The 16,015-nt window shown below is 41.0% G+C and carries 19 protein-coding genes (1 of these 19 running past the window's edge); 1 reads left to right on the top strand and 18 read right to left on the bottom strand.

Going from position 1 to position 16,015, the window contains the following annotated elements; all coding sequences use genetic code 11:
• Positions 1–46: 46 nt before the first annotated feature.
• The 5 genes from rsmA to metG all read right to left on the bottom strand — a co-directional run bounded on the left by rsmA (position 47) and on the right by metG (position 5,929).
• Positions 47–925 carry a 16S rRNA (adenine(1518)-N(6)/adenine(1519)-N(6))-dimethyltransferase RsmA gene (gene rsmA / locus MKX38_RS00270; protein ID WP_003226751.1) on the bottom strand — a complete coding sequence of 293 codons (879 nt, stop codon included), beginning with the start codon at positions 923–925 and terminating at the stop codon, positions 47–49.
• Positions 918–1,478 carry a ribonuclease M5 gene (rnmV, locus tag MKX38_RS00265; RefSeq protein ID WP_003226752.1) on the bottom strand — a complete coding sequence of 187 codons (561 nt, stop codon included), beginning with the start codon at positions 1,476–1,478 and terminating at the stop codon, positions 918–920. The genes rsmA and rnmV overlap by 8 nt, the downstream gene beginning before the upstream one ends.
• 144 nt (positions 1,479–1,622) lie before the next feature.
• The gene (locus tag MKX38_RS00260) at positions 1,623–2,936 is read right to left on the bottom strand and encodes a ubiquitin-like domain-containing protein (protein ID WP_003226754.1); all 1,314 of its coding nucleotides are present in this window, start codon (positions 2,934–2,936) and stop codon (positions 1,623–1,625) included.
• 155 nt (positions 2,937–3,091) lie between these two features.
• Complete coding sequence (locus MKX38_RS00255; RefSeq protein ID WP_014475570.1) at positions 3,092–3,859, bottom strand: TatD family hydrolase; 768 nt, start codon at positions 3,857–3,859, stop codon at positions 3,092–3,094.
• Positions 3,860–3,937: 78 nt separating this feature from the next.
• Positions 3,938–5,929 (bottom strand): methionine--tRNA ligase, encoded by a 1,992-nt coding sequence (gene metG, locus MKX38_RS00250; RefSeq protein ID WP_339188292.1) that lies wholly within the window; start codon positions 5,927–5,929, stop codon positions 3,938–3,940.
• A 494-nt stretch (positions 5,930–6,423) separates the two neighbouring features.
• Here metG and abrB point away from each other — a divergent pair, with 494 nt between their 5' ends.
• On the top strand, positions 6,424–6,714 hold the full coding sequence (abrB, locus tag MKX38_RS00245) for a transition state genes transcriptional regulator AbrB (RefSeq protein WP_003226760.1): 291 nt from the start codon (positions 6,424–6,426) through the stop codon (positions 6,712–6,714).
• A 48-nt stretch (positions 6,715–6,762) separates the two neighbouring features.
• Here the strand turns inward: abrB and rsmI are convergent, their stop codons facing one another.
• The 13 genes from rsmI to csfB form a co-directional block, all read right to left on the bottom strand.
• Positions 6,763–7,641, bottom strand: coding sequence for a 16S rRNA (cytidine(1402)-2'-O)-methyltransferase (gene rsmI / locus MKX38_RS00240; protein ID WP_046380717.1), 879 nt, complete (start codon positions 7,639–7,641; stop codon positions 6,763–6,765).
• Positions 7,616–7,915 carry a GIY-YIG nuclease family protein gene (locus MKX38_RS00235; RefSeq protein ID WP_003242983.1) on the bottom strand — a complete coding sequence of 100 codons (300 nt, stop codon included), beginning with the start codon at positions 7,913–7,915 and terminating at the stop codon, positions 7,616–7,618. Before MKX38_RS00235 ends, rsmI begins: the two co-directional genes overlap by 26 nt.
• Complete coding sequence (locus MKX38_RS00230; protein WP_339188289.1) at positions 7,902–8,645, bottom strand: tRNA1(Val) (adenine(37)-N6)-methyltransferase; 744 nt, start codon at positions 8,643–8,645, stop codon at positions 7,902–7,904. Before MKX38_RS00230 ends, MKX38_RS00235 begins: the two co-directional genes overlap by 14 nt.
• Positions 8,646–8,703: 58 nt before the next feature.
• Positions 8,704–9,063 (bottom strand): replication initiation-control protein YabA, encoded by a 360-nt coding sequence (gene yabA / locus MKX38_RS00225; RefSeq protein WP_003218308.1) that lies wholly within the window; start codon positions 9,061–9,063, stop codon positions 8,704–8,706.
• A gap of 14 nt (positions 9,064–9,077) precedes the next feature.
• Positions 9,078–9,905, bottom strand: a complete 828-nt coding sequence (gene ricT, locus MKX38_RS00220) for a competence/sporulation regulator complex protein RicT (protein ID WP_003226767.1) — start codon at positions 9,903–9,905, stop codon at positions 9,078–9,080.
• Positions 9,906–9,907: 2 nt separating this feature from the next.
• Positions 9,908–10,897, bottom strand: a complete 990-nt coding sequence (gene holB / locus MKX38_RS00215) for a DNA polymerase III subunit delta' (protein WP_003244417.1) — start codon at positions 10,895–10,897, stop codon at positions 9,908–9,910.
• An 11-nt stretch (positions 10,898–10,908) separates the two neighbouring features.
• Positions 10,909–11,349, bottom strand: a complete 441-nt coding sequence (locus MKX38_RS00210; RefSeq protein ID WP_009966249.1) for a YaaR family protein — start codon at positions 11,347–11,349, stop codon at positions 10,909–10,911.
• A 12-nt stretch (positions 11,350–11,361) separates the two neighbouring features.
• Positions 11,362–11,691 (bottom strand): cyclic di-AMP receptor DarA, encoded by a 330-nt coding sequence (gene darA / locus MKX38_RS00205; RefSeq protein WP_003242755.1) that lies wholly within the window; start codon positions 11,689–11,691, stop codon positions 11,362–11,364.
• Between the two features lie 73 nt (positions 11,692–11,764).
• A complete protein-coding gene (tmk, locus tag MKX38_RS00200) occupies positions 11,765–12,403 on the bottom strand; it encodes a dTMP kinase (protein WP_003226776.1) in 639 nt (212 codons plus the stop codon).
• Positions 12,400–13,842: an aminotransferase class I/II-fold pyridoxal phosphate-dependent enzyme gene (locus tag MKX38_RS00195; protein ID WP_339188286.1), complete on the bottom strand. Its 1,443-nt coding sequence runs from the start codon at positions 13,840–13,842 to the stop codon at positions 12,400–12,402. The genes tmk and MKX38_RS00195 overlap by 4 nt, the downstream gene beginning before the upstream one ends.
• An 81-nt stretch (positions 13,843–13,923) precedes the next feature.
• Positions 13,924–15,084 (bottom strand): toxic anion resistance protein, encoded by a 1,161-nt coding sequence (locus MKX38_RS00190; protein ID WP_038428258.1) that lies wholly within the window; start codon positions 15,082–15,084, stop codon positions 13,924–13,926.
• A gap of 18 nt (positions 15,085–15,102) precedes the next feature.
• Entirely contained in the window at positions 15,103–15,717 is a 615-nt protein-coding gene (locus tag MKX38_RS00185) for a 5-bromo-4-chloroindolyl phosphate hydrolysis family protein (protein ID WP_339188282.1), read from the bottom strand.
• Between the two features lie 119 nt (positions 15,718–15,836).
• A protein-coding gene (csfB, locus tag MKX38_RS00180; protein WP_003243294.1) for an anti-sigma-G factor crosses the window boundary here: on the bottom strand, positions 15,837–16,015 show its 3' portion. It continues 16 nt past the right edge of the window; only the last 179 of its 195 coding nucleotides appear in the window; its start codon lies beyond the right edge, outside the window; the stop codon is at positions 15,837–15,839.

Below are 16,015 nucleotides of genomic sequence, written 5' to 3'. Positions count from 1 at the left end.
GCCTATGTAGCGGCAGTCCATGTGGTGCGCAAAACAAAAAGCCCTTTTAGAAAAGGGCTTTATACAATCCGTTAGACAGCGCTGCGAATTCCTCAATAGACAGGGATTCACCTCGGCGCTTACCGTCAATATTTGTTTCTTCGAGCACTTGTTCAATCGTTGATTTTTGTGCTTTTCCTTCAGGCAGATTGTTAACTAAGTTATTGAGCAGCGTTTTACGGCGCTGTGCAAAGCTTGCCTTGATGAGCTGAAAGAAAAAGGATTCGTTTTCCACGTCCACTGCCGGGCCGTCTCGGAGAATCAGACGAATGACTGCGGAATCGACATTAGGCTGAGGAACAAATACGGTTTTCGGGACGATCATCACCGTTTTGGCTTCTGTATAAAACTGCACCGCGATTGAAAGCGAGCCGTATTCCTTAGATGAAGGATCAGCCGCCATGCGCTCAGCCACTTCTTTTTGCAGCATAACCACAATCCCTTTCAGCGGAAGATGTTCTTCAAGCAGTTTCATGATAATCGGTGTTGTTACGTAATAAGGAAGGTTGGCAACTACCATGATCTCATCACAATCTTGAAATTGTTCTTCAATGACTGATTTGACATCAGCCTTTAACACGTCCTGATGAATGACAGTGACATTTTCGTAAGGTGACAGTGTATCCTTCAGAATCGGCAATAATCGCTGGTCAATCTCAAATGCCACGACCTTTTTCGCCCGCTTGGCAAGCTGTTCGGTTAAAGCCCCGATTCCCGGGCCGATTTCAATGACACCTGTTTTCTCCGTCACTTCCGCGTGATCAACAATTCTGTTTAAAATGTTCGTATCAATTAAGAAATTCTGTCCTAAGCTCTTTTTAAAAGAAAAACCGTATTTCTTCAGTATCTCTTTCGTTCTAATCGGTGTCGCAATATCTTTATTCATTCTGTTCCTCCCGCATAACGGTATCGAGCGCACTCATAAAATCACTTTTTTTAATTTGAAACATTTGCAGCCGTTTTTGAAGCTGTTTGCCATTTGTATAGCCGATTTTCAACAGATCACCCAGTCGTTCCCGGCGGCATTTGGCCGCAGGCCCGCCTATTAGTCCGGCATGAATCAAATCCTCAGCTGAAATGTCACTCGGCTGCGCTTCCATCTCCTCATGCACATTTTCTAAACATGCCCTAATGCTTTCAACCGATGCATGCTCCACACCAATTCCCCGCTTGTTTTTAGGTTTGGCAAGATGTTTTGGCAAAAATGCATGCTTACAGCCGGGTACAGCCTCTGAGATGGTTTTGCGAATCTTCTCTCCCGGAAAGTCCGGATCCGTTAAAATAATGACGCCTCTCGTCTTCTGGGCCAAACGGATTTGGTCAATCACATGATCATCGATGGCTGAACCATTTGTTTCAATTGTGTCTGCATCAACAGCCAATTTGATGCGGGCCGTATCGTCACGCCCCTCGACCACAATGATCTCTTTAATTTTCATTATTTCCTCCAAGACAAAATAAAAACTTTTGTATATTCATGAAACTTTTTCTTATATCGAGCGTCTAATAAGCAGAAAATGCACTTTGTCTATTATAACGAAAAAAACAGAGGGCGCAAAACCCTCTGAATACATAAGTATATACTAATTTAAGATTTTAATTTTGACTGTTTTATTTCCCCATCGGTACGCCGATGATTTCTCTGGGAAAAAGACGTCTATCTTGTTCCCTTTAATCGCTGAACCGGTATCTGCAGCAATGGCATATCCATAGCCTTCCACGTGGACTTTGGAGCCTAGCGGAATGACATTTGGATCCACAGCGATGACTTTGGCATTCGGATTATTTTTTAAATTGACGCCTGTCGCTGTATGTCCTGAACAACCGCTGCAGCTTGCCGTATAAGCCGTAGATGATACAGTCATGACTTTGCCTGTTGATTCATTGCTGCGGGACACAACTGTTTTTGAATCACCTGAAGCACTGACCGTTTCAAATTTTGGACTGCTTTGCTTTGTGCCGACAGCAATCACTTTATCTTTGCTTTGTTCAGCTGTTTCTTCTTTTACAAGCTCTCTGGACACTTCTTTACCGTTTTCTTTAACGACTTCGAAATGTTTTTTTAGCTTGCCTTCTTTTCCTTTTTGGACGACCTTTTCTTTCCCTTTTTCAAGAGAAGCGTCTTCTTGCTTTTTCACATCGAACGCAATCTTCTCTTCAACTACATCGGTGACCTTTTCGATACGAGTAATTGTAATATCAGCCTTTCCTTTCGTCAGCTTTGCATCTAACGCAGGCTTGATTTTATCTTCGTCTTTTATGTTCATCTTTTGCTGTTTTAAAAAGTCAGCGACCGTAGTCGAAGTCGTCCAGATCTTCTTTTGTTTCCCTGCATCATTCACAGTAACCTGAAATGCGGGCTCTATGTTAATCTTCATGTCTTTCGAAATATCTGTATCTATTGCGGGATCAATTTGATCTTGTTCTTTCACATCAACATCTTGTTCGTCCAGTAATGCACCGACCGTTTTTGCTGTTGACCATAACGTCTTTTCTTCCCCGTTTATTGTAAGCTTCACAGGTTTTGCAGCCTCATACACAACGTCCATGTCTGCTGTTATCTTTGTCTGTTTAGCAGGTGTGATCTTGTCTTCGTCTCTTGTCTTTATATCAAGCGTCTCCAAAAGATCACCGACTGTATTTGCATGTGTGCGTATATGTTTCTTTTTGCCATTGATAGAAACTGAGACTGATTGTTTCGTCAGCTCATGAGCCGCGTACGCAGTCCCGCTTCCTGCCAAAAGCAAACAAGCAGCAACCAGAATGACTTTGCTTTTGCTAAGCTTTACGGAAAACAGCTTTTTCATTTTTTGTGTGATGAAAAACGCCTCCTTCTCCTCGGAGAGATTATATAGAGTATCTAAAAGGCTGTCAACCCTCCCTTCTCTTTCTCCCAAAAGCTCAGTGTCCTCTTCATTATCCTGAAATACACTGAGAAACGGAAGAAAGACTTGTCGACAAACCTATCCTATGAGGAGAAGAAAGCATGTAGAACTTTTATAGAAAAACGCTGTAAGGGACAAGCTCTTACAAAACCCGCTAGCGTTTTTTGTCAGTTTATACGGAAAAGTCTTTTCGCATTTTCAGTCGTGATGGAAGCAATCTCTTCAAAGGTCATTTCTTTTAATTCGGCGATTTGTTCTGCCACATATTTCACATAGCTTGGCTCATTTCTTTTCCCGCGGAAAGGGTGCGGTGTGAGAAACGGGCAGTCCGTTTCAATCAGCAGCCGGTCATTGGGAATTTCCTTCACTACTTCCTTCGGTTTCTTCGCATTTTTAAATGTCACCGGTCCCCCAAATGATAAATAAAAATTCATTTTCATGCATTCTCTTGCCACTTCCGCACTTCCTGTAAAGCAGTGCATGATTCCGCCCACAGCTTCTGCGCCTTCCTCTTTCAAAATGGTCACGACATCCTCCGTTGCATCACGGTTATGAATGATAATAGGCAAATTGACCTCTTTCGCTAAGGCGATTTGTTTTCTAAACACCTCTTTTTGAATATCTTTAGGTGATTTATCCCAATGATAATCCAGTCCCATTTCCCCTATCGCTACCACTTTCTCATGAGCAGAAAGCTCTTTAATCCACGCTAAGTCTTCCTCTGTCATGTCAATAGCGTCAACAGGGTGCCAGCCAATGGCTGCATAAATAAAATCATATTCCTCAATCATTTCCATCGCACGGGTAATCGTCGGACGGTCAAAACCAACTACGACAATTCGTTCAACTTTTTCAGCTTTTGCCCGTTCAATAACCTCTTCAAGATCAGTATCATATTGTTCTGCATTTAAATGCGCGTGAGTGTCAAACAACATAAGTGAAAAACTCCTTTCTTGTCGAAACACAAAAGGTGTTCGACGAATTGTTACACGTGAAACACCTTTTGTTTATCATTATTTAATTCTTGTGCCTTTTGGTAACGACTGATCGATAGATACGACCTTTAAAACGCCGTCTGCTTCTCCTGCAAGGATCATACCTTGAGAAAGCTCTCCTCTGAGTTTAACCGGTTTTAGATTTGTTACACAAACGAGTTTTTTTCCAACAAGCTCTTCAGGCGTATAATGCTTCGCAATGCCGGATACCACTTGGCGCTTTTCAAAACCAAGATCAAGCTGCAGCTTCAATAAACGGTCTGCTTTTTTCACTGGTTCTGCCTCAATGACCTCAGCTACGCGAAGCTCTACATCCATAAATTGATCAATCGTAATTTCAGGTAAACGATCGACCTCTTGCGGCTCTTCTTTTGTTTCTTCTTTCGCTGGTGCCGAACCTTGCATTTTCTCTTTGATGTAAGCAATTTCTTCTTCTGCCTCTAAACGAGGGAACAATGGATCGCCTTTTTGTACTTTTGTATCTTTCAGCTGGCCGAAAGTTGTAATGCTGTCCCAAGCTTTTAAAGATTCATCAGTAATGCCCAGCTGCTCGAACATTTTTTCAGGTGTTTTTGTTAAGAATGGCTGAAGCAGTACCGCTGAAATACGCAATGATTCAGCGAGATGATACATAACTGATCGCAATTCTTCTTCTTTTGCCGGATCTTTCGCAAGCACCCATGGAGCTGTCTCGTCAATGTATTTGTTTGTGCGGCTGATGAGCTGCCATAAAGTCGAAAGTGCTACCGAGAACTCCATATTTTCCATTGCTTTCTCATAAGCTTTCACTGTTTCTTCAGCAACAGAAGTGAGCGTTTGGTCAAATTCCGTAACAGCACCTTTGTAAGAACCAATTTGTCCGTCAAAATACTTATTGATCATCGCAACAGTACGATTCAATAGATTTCCTAAATCATTCGCTAAATCATAGTTGATTCGCTCAACAAATCCTTCCGGCGTGAAAACACCGTCTGATCCGAACGGCACTTCGCGAAGCAAGTAATAGCGAAGTTCGTCTAAACCATAGCGTTCAATTAATGTAACCGGATCTACAACGTTTCCTTTTGATTTCGACATTTTTCCGTCTTTCATCAAAAGCCATCCATGCGCGAATACTTGCTTTGGCAGCGGAAGATCCAGCGCCATCAGCATAATTGGCCAGTAAATAGTATGGAATCGTACAATCTCCTTACCGACTAAATGAACATCGGCAGGCCAATATTTTTGATAAAGCTCATCATTTTCTGTATCATAACCGAGTGCCGTTAAATAGTTAAATAGTGCGTCAATCCAAACATATACAACATGCTTTGGATTTTCCGGCACCTTCACGCCCCAATCAAAAGTGGTACGTGATACTGCCAAATCCTCAAGTCCAGGTTTGATAAAGTTATTAATCATTTCGTTTTTGCGTGATTCTGGCTGAATGAATGTCGGGTTTTCTTCATAGTATTTCAGAAGTCGATCCGCGTATTTCCCCATGCGGAAGAAATAAGATTCCTCTTTGATCAATTCAACTGGGTGACCGCTGTCAGGGCTTTTTCCGCCGATGACCTCTCCCTTTTCATTCCGCTCAATATCAACGAGCTGAGTTTCCGTGTAGAACGTTTCATCAGGGATGCTGTACCAGCCTTCATACTCATCAAGATAGATGTCCCCGTTATCAAGAAGCTTTTGAAACACTTTTTCAATGACAACTTTATGCCGTTTTTCTGTCGTGCGGATAAAGTCGTCGTTTGAGATTTCAAGCTGCTTCCACAGTTTTTGAATATCTGCCGCTGCACGATCCACATACTCCTGAGGTGTAATGTTTTCCTGTTCAGCTTTTTGCTGGATCTTTTGTCCATGCTCGTCCGTTCCCGTTAAATAGCGAACATCGAACCCTTTTAATCTTTTGTAACGTGCCATTGCATCTCCCGCGACTGTCGTATATGCATGGCCGATATGTAATTTTCCGCTCGGATAATAAATCGGTGTTGTAATGTAAAATGTATTGTTTTCTTGCGGCATCTTGAAACCTCCTAATCAGAATGTCAAAAAGCTCCCGCCCAAAGGACGAGAGCGGCGATAAGTGCAAATCATATATGAATATTATTTATATTTATCCTTTATCTATGATACCATCTTAGCCTTTAAGATCAAGAATATATACATACGCCCTGAAAAAGAATAATTAAAATTAAAAATCTTTAATGAAAATAAAAAAAGTCTGTTCGTGTCGAATTTTGTCGTATATAATCAAATGAAATAAAAAACTTTGGTTCGAAAGTCTTGATTTAAAAGGATTTTTAGTAGGATAATAGCTTTATTAAATATTTATAAAATGCTGTTATTTCGGTAGTTTCTAAGACATTACTGACTATAAGAACTAATTCTTACAATCAATAGTAAACAAAATGATTGACGATTATTGGAAACCTTGTTATGCTATGAAGGTAAGGATTTTGTCGAATAATGACGAAGAAAAATATAATTTAAACAAATAAGTATCTCTTGGGAGGAGAATGTTTATGAAATCTACTGGTATTGTACGTAAAGTTGATGAATTAGGACGTGTAGTTATTCCTATCGAACTGCGTCGTACTCTTGGAATCGCAGAAAAAGATGCTCTTGAAATCTATGTTGATGATGAAAAAATCATCCTTAAAAAATATAAACCAAACATGACTTGCCAAGTAACTGGTGAAGTTTCTGATGATAACCTTAAACTTGCAGGCGGTAAATTGGTTCTTAGTAAAGAAGGCGCTGAGCAAATCATCAGCGAAATCCAAAACCAGCTTCAAAACCTTAAATAATCATTTCTTGTACAAAAAACGTTCTTGTTATGACACAAGAACGTTTTTTTATTGCTTAATATGGTAAGCATCGTACACTTCACGCTTTGGTACATTGCGATCGACTGCTGCTTTTTTAATGGCTTCTTTAGAAGTAGCGCCTTTCGAGATGTAATGCTCGACATGTTCTTTCGCAGTGAGGGTTTCCCACCATTGTTCTTCCTCATCTATCTCTTCATTATTACTTCCTTCTACAACAAGACAAAACTCGCCGCGTATCTGATCCTCGTTTGCCCATCCAATGACCTCGGATATCGTTCCTCGGATAAACTCTTCATATTTCTTAGTGAGTTCACGCGTTACAGCAATTTCCCGATCTCCTAATATCTCTGCCATCGCTGACAAGGTTTCCTTCAATCTGTGAGGCGCTTCATAAAAAATGATCGTTTCCCGCCGTTTTTTAAGGGCTTCAAGCTCCTTCTTCTTTTCTTTTTTCTGTCTGTTGAGAAAACCGTAAAAGAAAAAAGGCTGCGGTACAATACCTGAAGCAATAAGAGCTGTTAATGCGGCATTTGCTCCCGGCAACGGAACAACATAACCGCCTATATCCGTAAAATCCTTTACAATTTCCGCTCCGGGATCAGAAATCGTCGGCAGACCGGCATCACTGACAAGAGCAATGTTTTTTCCCGACTTCAGCCATTCAATAATTTTGTGCCCACTGCTTTCTTTATTGTGTTCGTGATAGCTGACGAGCGGTGTTTCAATTTCATATACATGACAAAGCTTTTTCGTTTGCCTCGTATCTTCCGCAGCAATCGCATCCACCGATTTCAGCGTGTCGATCGCCCGGAATGTCATATCCTCTAGATTTCCGATTGGGGTTGGGACCAAGTAAAGAATCCCCATGTCCGACTTTCCATTAAAGCTCATTTGGCGCCTTAACATATACAGCCTCCTTGCTGTTCCGCTTTTCTTCTATATAAAGCTCTTTTTTCTTCCGAGTTAGTTTTTTGAAATAATATTCCGCCTGCATAGCTTCCCGCTTTGTTGAAAAGCTCTCGGCAAAAATTAATTCAACCGGACGTCTTACTTTTGTGTACTTTGCGCCCTTTCCATCATTGTGCGTTTTCACTCGTTTATGCAGATCGTTGGTATATCCGGCATACCAGCTATTGTCCTTACATTTCACGACGTAGAAGAAATGGTTATTTGTCTCCATATAAAATGGTCCTGATTTCTTTTGTATATTCATTTTGTTCATCATAAACGAATAAGGGAGGAAGAATTTTCAAATCTGGGCGCCCGCCTTTGATACCTTCAACCAGAATGGTATTGGCTTCTTTCCCTTGCTTCGGATAGACAAATTGTACACGTTTCGGCTCGATTTGATAAGCCTTCATCAGTTCAAAAATCTCCAGAAGCCTTCCCGGCCGGTGAACAAGAGCTGCTTTTCCCCCTTGCTTGAGCAGCTTGCTGCTGACTGAAATGACATCCTCCAGCGTGCAGTGGATTTCATGTCTTGCGATTCGGAGATGCTCGTTCATGTTTTGTTCAGTTTGTTTCGGCGTTTTAAAATACGGCGGATTGCAGGTGACAACATCATATCGATTATGTCCAAGTTTCTCCGGCATGTTTTTCAGGTCATCATGTATGATCTGGATCTGATCGTCCAGCTTATTATACTCCACGCTGCGAACAGCCATATCATGCAGCCGTTCTTGAATTTCGACTCCCAGAATGTCTGCTTTTGATCTTGTACTGAGCAGCAGCGGCACAATACCATTGCCGGTGCATAAATCAACAATTTTCCCTTTTTGAATCGGAACGTACGCAAATTTGGACAGAAGCACAGCGTCCAACGAAAAAACAAACACTGTTGGGCTTTGTATGATTTTCATGTCCTCTGCCAGCAAATAATCTAATCTTTCATCATCATGTAATGAAACCATCTTCTTATCCTTTCAGTACCTTTGAAAAAGGCTCCCGTCTTATGCGGAAGCCTTTTCCCTATTTTTTATTTAAGAATGACAGACAGAAAAGACAATCCTCTTTTCGAACACTTCCATAGTGGACATTGCAGATATGAAATCCTTCTTGATACAGACGTGCCAGATTATCATATCCTTCCCCTATATCAGTTTGCTCTGTCTTCTGTGTTTTTGATTCTTTTTTATCAGCTTTGAACTTTTCAATCTGCTGCGTCGTATCGTCCAGCCGTTTGCGCAAATGCTTGTTTTCAAGCTGTAAATGATGATTTTCCTCAATCATCTCACCGATATGCTGCTTCAAATCCCCCAGCTGCCGGTACAGTGAGCCAATTTGTTCTTCTAAGTTAATGACTGTATCAAATAACTCTTTTTTATCCAAGGTTCCACACCTCGTTAATCTGTGGTTTGTGCGGATACGACGCCCTCTTCCAAGAGCTCTTCCCAAGTATATTCTATCACTTTTTCACGGTTTATCAGTTCCACCTGAAGCACCCGTTCCAGAATATTTAGTCCGACGACCTTCGCGGGACCGTTTGCTGTCGTAATCATTTCTCCTATATCCGGAAGCTGTTCTTTTGCCGTCTCATACTCATCGTTCTCATATTTTAGACAGCACATCAATCGTCCGCAAAGGCCCGAAATCTTCGTAGGATTTAAAGACAAGTTCTGATCCTTGGCCATTTTAATGGAAACGGGTTCAAAATCTCCAAGGAACGTTGAACAGCAAAGCATTCTTCCGCAAGGACCGATTCCTCCGAGCATTTTTGCCTCATCCCTTACTCCGATTTGGCGCAGCTCAATTCTTGTCTTAAAGATAGAAGCCAAATCCTTTACAAGCTCTCTAAAGTCGACTCGGCCGTCAGCAGTGAAGTAAAAAATGACTTTATTGCGATCAAACGTGAATTCAACATCGACCAGCTTCATATCCAAGCCATGCTCAATCACTTTCTTTTGGCAGATATCAAATGCTGATAGTGCTTCCTGTTTATTTTCTTCTACAATGAGAAGATCGCGCTCGTCAGCCACACGTATCACTTTTCGAAGGGGAAGCACCACATCATGCTCATCCACCTGTTTATTTGCAATTACGACCTGGCCGTACTCAACACCTCTGACAGTTTCTACAATTACGCAGCTGTCATGTTCTATATGAAATCCATTCGGATCAAAATAATATATTTTACCCGCTTTCTTAAAGCGGACACCAATTACATTGTACAAGCTTATCCCTCCTGCAACATTAACACCAAGTGCTCCATTAATCCTTGTACATTCACATTGGAATGAAGCCGTTTCTTTGCTTCTAAAACAGCAAGTATCTGATTCGTAACGCTTTGTTGTGTTGATTGTAGCGCATGCTGTTTTATTGATTGGAATAAGTCTTGATAAATCAATTTATCTTCATTTCCTATTTGGATGGACAACACATCACGATATATCAATAAGAGCATATCAAGACCCATTTCTTGATGGGTTTTTTCTTTGAAAAAGGGCATCCATTGATCTTGAATAAAGAAAAAAGCATGTCCTTTCCGCTGGTGTAGGACTTCATACAATTTTATCACTTTCGCTCTAGACTCTGCAAACTCATCATTTCGACTTAATTCGACTGCTTCTGCTACATTATTAGTCATGTTGGCCAGAAGCCTTGCCATATGAGGCGAGACGTCCTGTTCGATCAGTCTGTCTTCAATTGCTTTCGGCTGCAAAGGCTGAAAAGGAAGGGTTTGGCATCTTGAAATGATGGTATCCAATAACCTTTGGGGCTGCTCAGTGATGAGGACCGCCATTGTGTCTTTGTTCGGTTCTTCTAAAAATTTCAGCAGGCTGTTCGCCGCATTTGCTGTCATTTGATCTGCGTGCGAAATAATATACAGCTTTTTATGCGATTCAAGTCCTGTCTTAGAAAACTCTTCTTGGAGCGCTTGAATTTGCGCCTTTTTGATTGATAAGCCATCAGGCTGAACAAGATGGAGATCAGGATGGTTCCCTGACTCTATCCGTTTACAGTTTCGGCAGCTCTCACAAGGCTCCGCGCCACCCTCCAGACAAAAGAAGCTTTTTGCAAGAAGCAGCGCGGCATCAAGCTTGCCTGTTCCTTTTTTCCCCTCAAACAAATAAGCGTGTGATAGTCTGTCCTTCTCAATACTATTATATAAAAGCTTCATCACTCTGGGCTGAAGCTCGTTCATTTCCTTCCAGGATATTGCCATTGTATCACTCTCTATGTGTAAAGGTTAATTAATAAACCTTTTATTTCGCCAATACGCTCCAGCAAATCAATTGCCGGTTTTTCCTGATCCATCATCTCTTCCGTAAGCTGTATCAATTTGTCATCTATTTCTTTCACAAGTCCCAGCGTTCTGCTGTTCCCGTAAAGGTCAAAGCTTTTCGATGTTTCATGTGAAAGGCCGCTGTCCACAGCTTCTTTGACAAAACGTTTCACAAGTCCTTTAAATCTCGCTAAGTCTTTAAAATTCCGAGATTTCGTTAGCCTTTTTCCGAATGCTTCTATATCAGATAACAGCCTGGTAAGCTGATCAAGCTTCATTTTGCTGCTTTGGTTTTCCATTGATGTTTTAAACGATGCTGTGATCTCAGATGTTTTCACAGAGGGAATCTGCTTATTATCTATAAATGTACGTATATCTTTATTAATTTTCACAGTTTCAGATCCTTAAAATTGATGAAATTCATCGACTGGAAGGACAAATACTGTCGCTCCGCCAACTTCAACTTCGACTGGATAAGGGACATAAGAATCAGCATTTCCGCCCATTGGAGATACAGGGGCAATCATCTGATCACGTTTCTGCCCGTTTTCTTTAATGAGACTCAACGCTTTATTGACGCGTATATCCTCGACACCGATCATAAACGTTGTATTGCCTGATTTAAGAAATCCTCCTGTCGTCGCAAGCTTTGTAACTCTGAAGTTGTGATCCGTTAAGGTTTTCAAAAGTCTGTTGCTGTCCTGATCTTGTACAACTGCCACTATCAATTTCATCTGTGAAGGCCTCCTTTAGATTGGAAACAACGTGATCTCGTTTACATTATTATATCAACTATTGGGAAACAGGTCACAATTGAATTTTTTTCAACGCTTCATCGATCACCTTTAGAACATCCTGAACGACGAGGCCTTTGGATTGCCCGGCATCAACTGAATGAAATCTTTCCGGAAATCGCTTCATCAGCTCTTGATAACCTTCTTGTACTTTTGTATGAAAGTCCAGTTTTTCTAAATCGAGCCTGTTTTTCTCCCGTGAGCCGTTTGCGTAAATACGCTTCAGTCCTTCTTCCGGATCAATTGAAAAATAAACCGTTACATGGGGCATCATATCTCCAATGGCAAATTCATTAATCGACAGAACCTCATCAATTCCAAGTCCTCTTGCATATCCTTGATACGCAAGAGAACTGTCTATAAATCTGTCGCAAAGAACGATAAACCCCTGTTCTAAAGCAGGTTTTACTTTTTCAACTAAATGCTGGCGCCTTGCAGCCGCATATAAGAGAGCTTCTGTTTTTGGGTCCATTAATGTGTTGTTCTCATTCAGAATAACCTCTCGAATTTGTTCTGCAATATCTATTCCGCCTGGCTCTCGAGTTGCCATAACCTGAAGGCCTTCTGCTGTCAGTATGTTTTTGATCTCCTGCAGAACAGTCGTTTTTCCTGCACCTTCAGGACCTTCGAATGTAATAAATAAACCGCTCATGATTTCTCCTCTTCTATATAAACAAGTAGTTGTTTCTCTTTGATTTTCATATTCCCTTGAACATGCGTTTTCATGCTGATCAAGCGGCTGAGCTTTTGCACACTTTCTTTTGTTATTCTTTCTCCCCCCATAATCATCGGGATACCCGGAGGATAAGGGATGATATCTTCTGCATTCAGCCGGCCAGCTGCTTCCTCAAAGCTCACATATTCTTTCTTAAACGAATGTAAGACCTTTTTTGGATAAGGCAAGACAGTAACAGGCTGCACACCCCATTCTGCAGAAACAAACGTCTGATCCGGAGGCGTTTTCTCAATCTCTTCATCGATGCTTCTAATGGTTTCACCGTTTATTCTCCGTTTTCCTCCCAATGGGAGAACGAGCAGAACTTGATTTTCATCAGCAAGCTCAGTGAATATGTTGGCACGCTCTAATATGCTTTGCAGCGTATAGCCAGAATGCCCGCGTTTTGAACGAATTGTGAGCTTCAGCGGGTCCGTGATGATCAGTGGATTAGCAGGGTTAACAGCTTCAGCATTTGTAAGTGAATCAAACGTTTGTTTAAGTGTTTGTATCCGCTGCAGAATGTCAGAAAGCTTTTGTTCTTCTATAATATGCTGTACATAAGCGCGGGCAATATCTAACGAAGCCATAATCGGATAAGACGGGCTGCTGCTTTGTAATCGGTTTAAATACTCTGCCACCCGATCCCTGTTAATCCTGCAGCTGCTGTTGAGATGCAAATAAGAACCCATCGTCATGGCAGGCAACGTTTTGTGGGCCGACTGAACAACAATATCTGCCCCCATTTTTAAAGCTGAGACCGGAAAAGGCTCACCTAAAATAAAATGTGCGCCATGCGCTTCATCGACCAAAACAGGAATCCCGTAATGATGGGCTTCAGTAATGATCTCAGTCAAATCAGCACTATGTCCGTAATATGTCGGATTGGTAAGTACCAAGCCTTTCGCATCTGGATATGCTTCCAGGGCCTCTTTAATTGTTCCAAGCGGAACATGCGTAGGCACATGCATCGCTGAATCAACGTCAGGTGCAAGATAAACCGGCTCAGCACCGGACAAATCAACAGCATGAAATACAGATTTATGACAGTTTCTTTGAACCAGAATTGTATCACCAGGTTCACAAACAGATAAAATCATCGCTAAGTTTCCGACAGTCGTACCATTTACCAGAAAAAAACTTTCCACCGATCCATATAATTGACTGGCAAGCTCCTGAGCTTCCTTAATCACCCCAGAAGGATGATGGAGATCATCCAGTCCTGCCAGTTCAGTTACATCAATGGTGAGAAGCGGATCGAATATTGACTTTGCGTCATCAAAAAAGACATCTCCATTGTGATGTCCCGGAACATGAAATGAATGAGAATTTCTTCTCGCATGTTGAATTAATGCTTTATATAAAGGTGTGTTCATGAAAACAATCCTTTGAATGTGTCTTCTTACACCTTATTATATCGTGCCTCTGACAGAACTTAAAGCCAGACTTACTGGTAACTATCTTTCCTTTATTGTAATCAGCTTTTGCTTCAGGTCGCCTTCCATCATCATGAGCTCTTCTTCTGCCTGACGGCGTTTGATTCGTCCTTCTTCTTGTATAGTCAGTGTTTCTTCAAGCGTGCTTATTAAGCTTTCCTGCACCTTCTTCAAGGTATCTATATCAACAAGGCCTCTTTCATTTGCCCGTGCAGTTTCAATTGTATTGGTTTTTAAAAGCTCCGCATTTTTCAGCAAAAGCTCATTGGTTGTATCAGATACTTTCTGCTGTGCATCCACTGCATTGCGCTGCCTTAAAAGCGTCAGTGCAATGGCAACTTGATTTTTCCATAACGGAATAGCTGTCACAATGGATGACTGAATCTTTTCAGCTAACGCTTGGTTTGTATTTTGAATCAGCCTGATTTGCGGTGCACTTTGGATTGTAATTTGCCTGCTCAGCAGCAAATCATGCACCCTTTTATCTAACCGGTCAGCAAATTGAATTAAATCATTCACCTCTTGAACGGCCATTTGGTTATGATCACTCGATTCAGCCTGTTGCTTCAGTTCAGGAATCGTTTTTGTTTTTAATTCCTCCAGCTTCAGTTCTCCTGCAGCAATATAAACATTCAGCGTGGCAAAATATTCTTTATTTTTTTCATATAAGTGCTCTAACAGCTTGTTGTCACTGATTAAAGCATTTTTAGAGTGCTCCAGCTTCAAACTGATTCTGTCTATCTGCACACTGGTCTTTTGGTATTTAGACAGCACCTCTTGAAGAGAACTTGATACTCTTCCAAACACGCGTGCCAAAAAACCCTTTTTCTTAGATTGGAGATCATCAGGATTTACTTGCTCCAGCTTTTTCATCAGCTCTCCAAGTATTTCGCCAATCTCCCCGACATCCTTCTTTTGAACATGATTAATCATATCATGAGAAAAGTTCAGCAGTTTAGATTGAGCTTGTGAACCGTATAAGACAATGCTTTGCATATTTTTATGATCAATCTGTCCAGCAAGCTGAATTGCTTTTTCCTTGTTTTCCTCAGGAAGAACATCAACAAGCCGTACTTGCTCTTTCTCTGCTTTTACAGCCTCCGAACCTGGTATCTCTATGTTACCACCAAAAGGATCTGCCAATAATTCATCTATATGAAGGTCGCTTTGGTCTCGGTTCATCGCTCTTACCCTCTTCCCTTATTTCTTTAATGAATGTTTTGCTGCGTCTAATTCAAAGTGCAACTCGTCAATGTCATCACCCATTACTTGAGTTAAATCTTCCTCTAAACGCTTGGTCAATTCAGTAAGAGTGATGCGTGTCTCACTTAACGACATCGACAGTTCTTTGCTTTTTTTTGGGTGAGATGATAGAAAAGCATACTTCTCTGTCAATTCAACAACCGAATCGAGAGTTTGATAAAAAAATCGTTCTGCCTGATAAAACCGCTTTGGCTCTTTTTTGGTGAGGAGATAAATCCTTCTCACAATCCTTAGCATTTCTGCATTTTGCTTAAACATTTGAATGCTTTTAGCCTGAAACAAGGCTTTTCTAAGACGGATCATTTTCTGCCTTGCTTCCTCTAAGTTTTTCTTAATGTAAGCATACTCTCTTCCTGTCAATTCATGCTTTTTAAGAAATAACCGTCTTGCATTCCAGATGCCAGCTATATATACGGCTGCTCCAGAAGCAAGCCCATAAACAAAAGATAAAAAAAGCGACTGGTTTAAACCGAAAAAGCTCAATATTCCTATGAAAACAAAAGTCGCACCGCTAGTTAAACTCCACATCAAAAAGTGAAAAAATCTCTGCATGAGATAATCGACTCCTGTGTCTATACTCAGTTTTAATATTATTATCTACTACGTTCAATCCTTAAACAAGTTTCATCTTCTTTTTATTATTAAGAGTACAAAAAAAGACCTTTTCAGGTCTATGAATATAATGGCGGTGTATGAATGCTCTTTAGTTTTTTTACGTAAAAGGCATAGTCAGGATCAGAAGTTGATGTAGAAATTACTTTTCTCTCACAATCTAAGCATATGAATTTCGTATAAAGATGAATGCCTCTATTCTTCTCTTGATCACAAATCACACATGTATGATTAAGTT

The organism is Bacillus sp. FSL M8-0025 (genome assembly GCF_037975475.1).
GTDB lineage: Bacteria > Bacillota > Bacilli > Bacillales > Bacillaceae > Bacillus > Bacillus subtilis.
Note: the sequence above shows the minus strand (reverse complement) of the source record. Positions and strands in the feature narration are given on the sequence as shown.

What these genes read in the sequence shown, in the direction of transcription:
- rsmA (WP_003226751.1), bottom strand. Translation starts at nt 925, where the DNA reads ATGAATAAAGATATTGCGACACCGATTAGAACGAAAGAGATACTGAAG.
- rnmV (WP_003226752.1), bottom strand. Translation starts at nt 1,478, where the DNA reads ATGAAAATTAAAGAGATCATTGTGGTCGAGGGGCGTGACGATACGGCC.
- MKX38_RS00255 (WP_014475570.1), bottom strand. Translation starts at nt 3,859, where the DNA reads ATGTTGTTTGACACTCACGCGCATTTAAATGCAGAACAATATGATACT.
- metG (WP_339188292.1), bottom strand. Translation starts at nt 5,929, where the DNA reads ATGCCGCAAGAAAACAATACATTTTACATTACAACACCGATTTATTAT.
- abrB (WP_003226760.1), top strand. Translation starts at nt 6,424, where the DNA reads ATGTTTATGAAATCTACTGGTATTGTACGTAAAGTTGATGAATTAGGA.
- rsmI (WP_046380717.1), bottom strand. Translation starts at nt 7,641, where the DNA reads ATGTTAAGGCGCCAAATGAGCTTTAATGGAAAGTCGGACATGGGGATT.
- MKX38_RS00235 (WP_003242983.1), bottom strand. Translation starts at nt 7,915, where the DNA reads ATGGAGACAAATAACCATTTCTTCTACGTCGTGAAATGTAAGGACAAT.
- MKX38_RS00230 (WP_339188289.1), bottom strand. Translation starts at nt 8,645, where the DNA reads ATGGTTTCATTACATGATGATGAAAGATTAGATTATTTGCTGGCAGAG.
- holB (WP_003244417.1), bottom strand. Translation starts at nt 10,897, where the DNA reads ATGGCAATATCCTGGAAGGAAATGAACGAGCTTCAGCCCAGAGTGATG.
- darA (WP_003242755.1), bottom strand. Translation starts at nt 11,691, where the DNA reads ATGAAATTGATAGTGGCAGTTGTACAAGATCAGGACAGCAACAGACTT.
- tmk (WP_003226776.1), bottom strand. Translation starts at nt 12,403, where the DNA reads ATGAGCGGTTTATTTATTACATTCGAAGGTCCTGAAGGTGCAGGAAAA.
- MKX38_RS00195 (WP_339188286.1), bottom strand. Translation starts at nt 13,842, where the DNA reads ATGAACACACCTTTATATAAAGCATTAATTCAACATGCGAGAAGAAAT.
- MKX38_RS00190 (WP_038428258.1), bottom strand. Translation starts at nt 15,084, where the DNA reads ATGAACCGAGACCAAAGCGACCTTCATATAGATGAATTATTGGCAGAT.
- MKX38_RS00185 (WP_339188282.1), bottom strand. Translation starts at nt 15,717, where the DNA reads ATGCAGAGATTTTTTCACTTTTTGATGTGGAGTTTAACTAGCGGTGCG.